The 6,462-nt window shown below is 37.5% G+C and carries 5 protein-coding genes; 3 read left to right on the top strand and 2 right to left on the bottom strand.

What is annotated here, in order from left to right:
- Positions 1-204 precede the first annotated feature (204 nt).
- Positions 205-471: an NlpC/P60 family protein gene (locus ABDZ53_RS12885; RefSeq protein WP_425541667.1), complete on the bottom strand. Its 267-nt coding sequence runs from the start codon at positions 469-471 to the stop codon at positions 205-207.
- 230 nt (positions 472-701) lie between these two features.
- On the opposite strand from ABDZ53_RS12885, the gene ABDZ53_RS02520 reads away from it, so the two are divergent.
- The 3 genes from ABDZ53_RS02520 (at position 702) to ABDZ53_RS02510 (ending at position 6,018) form a co-directional block, all read left to right on the top strand.
- On the top strand, positions 702-980 hold the full coding sequence (locus tag ABDZ53_RS02520) for a chloride channel protein (protein ID WP_343753663.1): 279 nt from the start codon (positions 702-704) through the stop codon (positions 978-980).
- 539 nt (positions 981-1,519) lie between these two features.
- Positions 1,520-4,159, top strand: coding sequence for an HAD-IC family P-type ATPase (locus tag ABDZ53_RS02515; RefSeq protein WP_343753661.1), 2,640 nt, complete (start codon positions 1,520-1,522; stop codon positions 4,157-4,159).
- Positions 4,160-4,350: 191 nt separating this feature from the next.
- Positions 4,351-6,018: a protein O-GlcNAcase gene (locus ABDZ53_RS02510; protein ID WP_343753659.1), complete on the top strand. Its 1,668-nt coding sequence runs from the start codon at positions 4,351-4,353 to the stop codon at positions 6,016-6,018.
- A 41-nt stretch (positions 6,019-6,059) separates the two neighbouring features.
- On the opposite strand, the gene ABDZ53_RS02505 is transcribed toward ABDZ53_RS02510, so the two are convergent.
- A partial coding sequence (locus ABDZ53_RS02505) for an LCP family protein (protein ID WP_486187744.1) occupies positions 6,060-6,462 on the bottom strand: 403 nt, incomplete at its 5' end.

The following is a 6,462-nucleotide window of genomic DNA, read 5'->3' as shown; positions in this document are numbered from 1 at the left end:
TTAAATGTTCTAATTTTATATATGAAAACCATTTATTTATGGTCATTTTTGTATTATACTTATCCATGTGTAGATCCTTTGTATTGGTCTTGGATAAGTCATCCAAGTACTAGTATAAAGGATTTTTTTATGCCATGGAATAGTTAAATTTTTAATGCAACACTAGTGTGTATATATATAAATTTAATTTTGTTCTTGATTATATTAGTATTTAGCAAAAATTTTGGTTTGTTCATTGATAAGGTAATTGTCTATTTCAAACACTCTACCAACATAATCAAATAAATAGTAACAAGTTAAAATAGAATCTGAAAATGTTATGTTAACGCCATCACTAGCATATATACCAATATGTGTAAATCTAACATTTAATGAATAAGTATTTTCGAAGAAAACTAAATCTCCAGGTCTCGCTTCAGATTCACTAGTTGGTGAAGTATATTGATAGTAAACTTCATTAGCAGTTGTCATGGGTCAAAAGTTTAGCGAGGATATTGGTCAGTTGGCAGGTTTTAAAGGGATAGGTGAGAAGGGTTTCAACAGCTGGCATTTTTTTGATGATGGAAGTGCCGTATATTTTAAATATCCATGTTTCCGCTTTATTACCTTATTTAATGGCTGCATATTTATCAGATGCGACCGCCCGTATGCTAGGAACAACGCATCAAGCAGATTAAATTCCGGAGATACCACCTATTAACATGAAGTTGTTGGTGGTGTTAGTTTGTTCTGGTGTTTTATTTGGTCTAGTTACTTTATTGTTTGCCAAGACTACAAAGCTTTTTAAAGAGATCTATCAAGCTAGGGTACAAAATTATAAATTACGTGCCTTCATTGGAACGGCTATTGTTGTATTATTTATAATTGTATTTTCTGATAAAAAATATGAAGGTATCAGTCTTTGGATAACGGATAATGCTTTTAATGGGACTTCTGAGTGGCGAGATCCAGTGTTGAAGTTATTCTTAACTAGCGCCTAGTTAGAAGCAGGTTTACAAGGTGGTGAAGTTCCCTCGCTATTTGAAATTGGTTCTTCTCTTGGAAGCGTAATCGGTCAATCTGTCGGCATATCACCGGCTTTTATTGCAGCACTTGGAATGATTACAGTGTTTAGGTGTACCACCAATAGCCCGTGACTACTTTTTTCTAGGAATAGAGTTACTTGGTATGGCTGACTTACCATACTATATCCTTGTCACACTTCTGAGTTAATTTGTAAAAGGACACAAGGGTATTTATTCTTCTCAACTAATTGTACATCCAAAGCGACTATCTTCACCTGATGTCATAGGAAAGCGATGGCCCGACCTATAATGAGAATGCAACTGTGAGTGTCTTGTTCAGTGAAAGTGTTTAGACCACGCTCACCTAGTGACGATAAGTGTATTACTGTTGACATACTTTTTCAGTAAAATGTAATAAAATTAAAAAGATTGTTGACTAGATTGTCAAATAGTTTGTTACGTAGTTTATTCATGGTAAAATAAGCCAAATAAAACCAATATAGGGGGGCAAAATTATGGAGTGGTACCGTTTAACCAAAGAAGAATTATTCTCAAATTTGGAGTCTGACGAAGATGGCTTAGATGCTATTAGTAGGCAAGAAAGGTTAGCAAAAGAAGGACCTAACGAATTGTCTCAGGGTGAAGAAATTAGTGAGATCCGCAAGTTTTTGAGTCACTTTAATGATTTGTTGGTTTATGCCTTGATTGTTTCTGCTGCTTTAAAAGGATTCATTGGTGATTTCATTGATATGGCCATTATTCTATTTGTTGTTTTGGTAAATGCTTTGATTGGATATATCCAAGAAGCAAAGGCCACTGATTCTCTTAACAGCTTGTCTAATATGATGAGTGCAAATGCGGTCATTTGGACTGGAAATGAAAAGGTAACGGTTGATGCTACCTCTCTTGTTAAAGGAGATATTGTTTTTTTGAAACCCGGTGACATCATTCCTGCTGATCTTCGTTTACTAGATGCTTACAATCTAGTGGTTGAAGAAGCTATTTTAACTGGTGAATCGACCCCCGTTAATAAATCTACCGATATCATTGAAAGTGAGGCTGACCTAGGAGACCGACTTAATATGGTGTTTTCAGGTACCTTGGTTAACGCAGGATCTGCTAAAGCAGTTGTTGTTGAAACGGGAGACCGTACAGAAATCGGTAAGATTAGTGAACACTTGAAGAGTGTGGAGGATAGCGAAACACCTCTTATTACCAAGATGAAGTTGATGAATAAACAAATATTTGCCGTGGTAGCTGGGTTAATTGTCTTTTTAGTGATTTTTAGCTTTTTCTATAGAGATATGACTGGTGATGAACTGCTATCAGCGATGATTGCCTTAGCAGTTTCAGCAATTCCAGAAGGATTACCTGCCGTTCTTTCTATTATATTATCCGTTGGTGTTACTCGAATGGCTAGACAAAATGCCATCATAAAAAAAATGCCAGCTGTTGAAACCCTTGGAAGCATGGAGGTTATCTGTTCAGATAAAACTGGTACGCTGACAAAAAACGAGATGTCTGTGGTGGCTGTCATCACGGCAGATGACCTGTTTGATACAACTGATCCAAATGAACATGATAATCAAATAAATCAAACTAGTTCAAATCAAACATTGACCAAAATGGTCGAGACAGCTTTATATTGTAACGACACGAAAATTACTTATAAAGGTGGGGTGCGCGAAATCATTGGTAACCCAACCGAAGGTGCACTGCTTGATTGGGCTAATCAAATGGTCTTGATTGAAAATGTGAAAGAAATCAGTAAACTCCCTTTTGATTCAGCCTATAAGTATATGGCCACCTTAGTAGATGTTGAGGATAAAAGGTATATCTATTTGAAAGGAGCGCCTGATGTGTTGCTCGATTTAGTGGAAAAAGAAGTATCCCATAATCAAGTGAAAGTATTTGATGAAAGTCCTTGGAATGAGAAGATTGCGACTAATGCAAAGCTTGGACAACGTCTTTTAGCAGCAGCATATAAGGAAGTTTCAAATACTAAAGAGACGCTGACACATGAGGATATCTCGAGTGACATGATCCTAGTTGGACTATTTGGTATCATTGATCCACCTAAAAAAGAAGCAATTGAGGCGGTTAGAGTTAGCCGTCAAGCTGGTATATCAGTGAAAATGATCACGGGTGACCATAAGGATACTGCTACGGCAATTGCTAAAGATATTGGTATTGAAAACTATGCCGATGCTCTAGTGGGTAAAGATATTGAGGCGTTGTCAGACGAAGAGCTAGAAAAAGTTGTCATGTCGACAGATGTCTATGCTAGGACAACTCCTGAACATAAGCTACGATTAGTTGAAGCTATCCAAAGAAATGGTCTAATTGTTGGTATGACTGGTGATGGCGTTAATGATGCGCCCGCGTTGAAGCAAGCTGATATAGGTATTGCAATGGGGATAAAGGGAACAGAAGTAACGAAAGACGCTGCTGATATGGTATTATCGGATGACAATTTTGCAACGATTACTAGTGCTGTTAAAGAGGGACGACGTGTCTACGAAAACCTTAAAAAGACAATCTACTTTTCATTGCCAACAGCATTTGCACAAGGGTTATTAGTAGTGGTTTCCATGTTAGCTGATCGCCCATTACCACTCTCCTCTGTCCAAATACTATGGCTTAATATGGTGACAACTATTACTTTATCCTTTGCCTTGGGCTTTGAGCCATTAGATGAAAAAGGAATGACACGTCCGCCTAGGGATCCTAAAGAAAATATTTTAAGTTCCTATGCGATTTTCAGGACAGTGTACGTTTCACTATTACTTGCTGGTCTAGGATTTTTGGTTAATAGTTTCTTAGGAAGCAAGGGTGCTTCAATTCCGATAATGCAAACAACTCTTATTACAACGCTTGTATTTGGACAAGTATTCTATATGATTAACTGTCGAGAAATCATACGTTTCTCAATCACCAAGACGATTTTATCAAATAAGGTTTTGTGGTATTCATTAGCCATTTTAGCTATATTGCAACTATTAGTGACCTACGCACCATTTATGCACGTTGCATTGGGTACAACAGTGATTACGGGTCAACATATTGGGATTTCTGTTTTAGCAGGTTTAGCTGTCTTCATCATTGTTGAAATAGAAAAAACAATTACGAGAACCTTTTTCAAACCAAAGAATTAGTAGTCTAAAAACGAAATAATTTAACAAAAAGACAAAAAATAAAGAGTCAATCAGATCAAACGAATAAATTAAACAAATCTAATCTAATCTAATTGAATTATGATACCGATATTTGTTATGAAATTGTCTTTATTGATATTAACCCTAGTATATAGAAGGAAGCACAAGAAAAATAAAAGGAGTTTATATAAATGATTGAAGCATTGCATAAGATTTTAAGTAACCGATTTCAGGAGGTTTATGTGGATGGGAAAGAGCATCGCTTTGAAGAGCGAGAAACCATCAGCCTAGCTTTTCACGGGCAGTTTTATCGATTTGAACAATTCAAAGAAGTCATAAAGGAAGATATGACTGATCACTTCATCACGGTTGTTCCGGATACAGAAAAAGATAAAAGTGAGTTGAGTTTAACTCACCATTATAATAGTGCGATTAAAAATGACGGGTTTCAATTAAGAATAAACGAGAACAGAGAAATTGAAGTTGAAACAGGGAGCCTAAGAGGCTTTCGTTATGCGATTGAAGCGCTGACTCTTTTAGTTCAAAAGAAAGATCATGACATTGTATGCCCAATTGCTGAAATCAATCATACCCCGTCTTTTTCAATCAGGGGAGTCATCGAAGGATTCTACGGGGTTCCTTGGACCAATGAGGATCGAGTCGATCTGCTGCGTTTCTTAGGCAAAAACCAGATGAATACTTACATGTATGCTCCTAAAGATGATGAATTGCAGCGCAAGCGTTGGAGAGAAAAGTACCCAGAAGAGAAGCTCGATGAATTTAAGACACTTCTAGCTATAGCTGAAGAAGAGAAGATTGATTTCTATTATATGATTAGTCCAGGAAATGACATTGATTATACAAAACCATCCGAAGTGGAGGTGCTGACAGATAAACTGCAGCAGTTAATCGACTTGGGTGTGCGGCATTTTGGCTTACTGATGGATGATATCGATTACCAATTAAAAGGGAATGCAAAAATTCGATTTGCCAGTGCAGCGAGCGCGCATGGCTTCCTCATTAAGCAAGTAGATGACTTCTTAAAAACAGCCTTAGAAGACTATACATTAGTTGTGTGTCCAACTGAGTACGATAATGCACACGGCTCCGTCTATTTGAAAGAACTAACTGAGAAAGTCTCTCCGAACATTCCGTTTTTCTGGACAGGCCCTTCGACGTTGGCTCGTCGCATTACAACTCAGGATATTGAAAGAATGGCTGATGTTTATAAGCGACCAATGATTATATGGGATAATGTACCAGTCAACGACTTTGAAAAAGATTATGAAAGGATCTTTTTAAGTCCGTATGAAAACCGCTCCAAGCAGTTAGCTGATCCGCGCTTCCAAGTAGAAGGAGTCGTCTCCAACCCAATGGCTCAATGGGAACTATCAAAATTGACGGTTCATAATATGGGGAAATTCTTATGGGATGTCGGATCATTCGATACCTATTTAAGCTGGATAGAAACAGTGAAAGCTCTGGTTGGAGAAGAGTATACAGAGGCTCTCCTCACATTTGCCCAGTTCAATCCTAACAGGCACAGCAGAGAGACCTATACAGCATTTTATTTAAACAAATTGCAGTCACAGGATCATGACTTCGTGGATAAACAATTAGCTCGTTTGAAAGAAGCCGTTGAGGTATTAAAAGAGCTTCCCCATGAAGGTTTCCAAAAGCAAGTGGCCCCGTGGTTTGAACGAGTGGATAAAGATATCGCCCTTTGGAAAAAGATTAAATCAGGGGACCAGTCTAAAATTAAAGAAGAAGTCAAAAAGCTGCAAGACCATCCTTACCGAATAGGGATAGATTTACCAGCTAAGTATATTGAAATGCATCATCTGCTTGAACAGGAATAAAAAAGAGAACAGGCTGCCATTAGCAGCCTGTTCTCTTTTGCTTACTCATCATATGATTGATTAGACGTGCTGTCTTCTTTAGAAGACAGATTGGTCTCAGTGTCTTCGTCAGTCGTTACGACTGTTTTTTCTGTACGTTTTAATGAATCTTGTAATTCTTTTTGAATGGTTGAAAAACTATTCGGTTCAATACGGACTAAGTCCATATTTCTTTCCATAAAGCTTGACCATTCGAATACATGCGACTCAATTTCAAAATTTTGATTGAGTCCGGTTTGGGCGATGGCAGTCATATCACTCAACCGCATGTTGGTCTTCATATTGCTACCGACAGTTTCAGCAATCGAAGTGTACTTGGTCACTGACTGAAAACTTAATGCTTTTTTGATAATCGCTTGAATAATCAGTTGTTGACGATGCCCTCTTGCCACGTCATCATCAATT

Source organism: Alkalibacterium iburiense (assembly GCF_039521845.1).
Lineage (GTDB): Bacteria > Bacillota > Bacilli > Lactobacillales > Carnobacteriaceae_A > Alkalibacterium > Alkalibacterium iburiense.
The sequence above is the reverse complement of the archived record's forward strand: the minus strand, read 5'-3'. Positions and strand labels throughout refer to the sequence as shown.

Coding starts and splice junctions, on each gene's coding strand:
- ABDZ53_RS12885 (WP_425541667.1), bottom strand. CDS start 471: ATGACAACTGCTAATGAAGTTTACTATCAATATACTTCACCAACTAGT.
- ABDZ53_RS02520 (WP_343753663.1), top strand. CDS start 702: ATGAAGTTGTTGGTGGTGTTAGTTTGTTCTGGTGTTTTATTTGGTCTA.
- ABDZ53_RS02515 (WP_343753661.1), top strand. CDS start 1,520: ATGGAGTGGTACCGTTTAACCAAAGAAGAATTATTCTCAAATTTGGAG.
- ABDZ53_RS02510 (WP_343753659.1), top strand. CDS start 4,351: ATGATTGAAGCATTGCATAAGATTTTAAGTAACCGATTTCAGGAGGTT.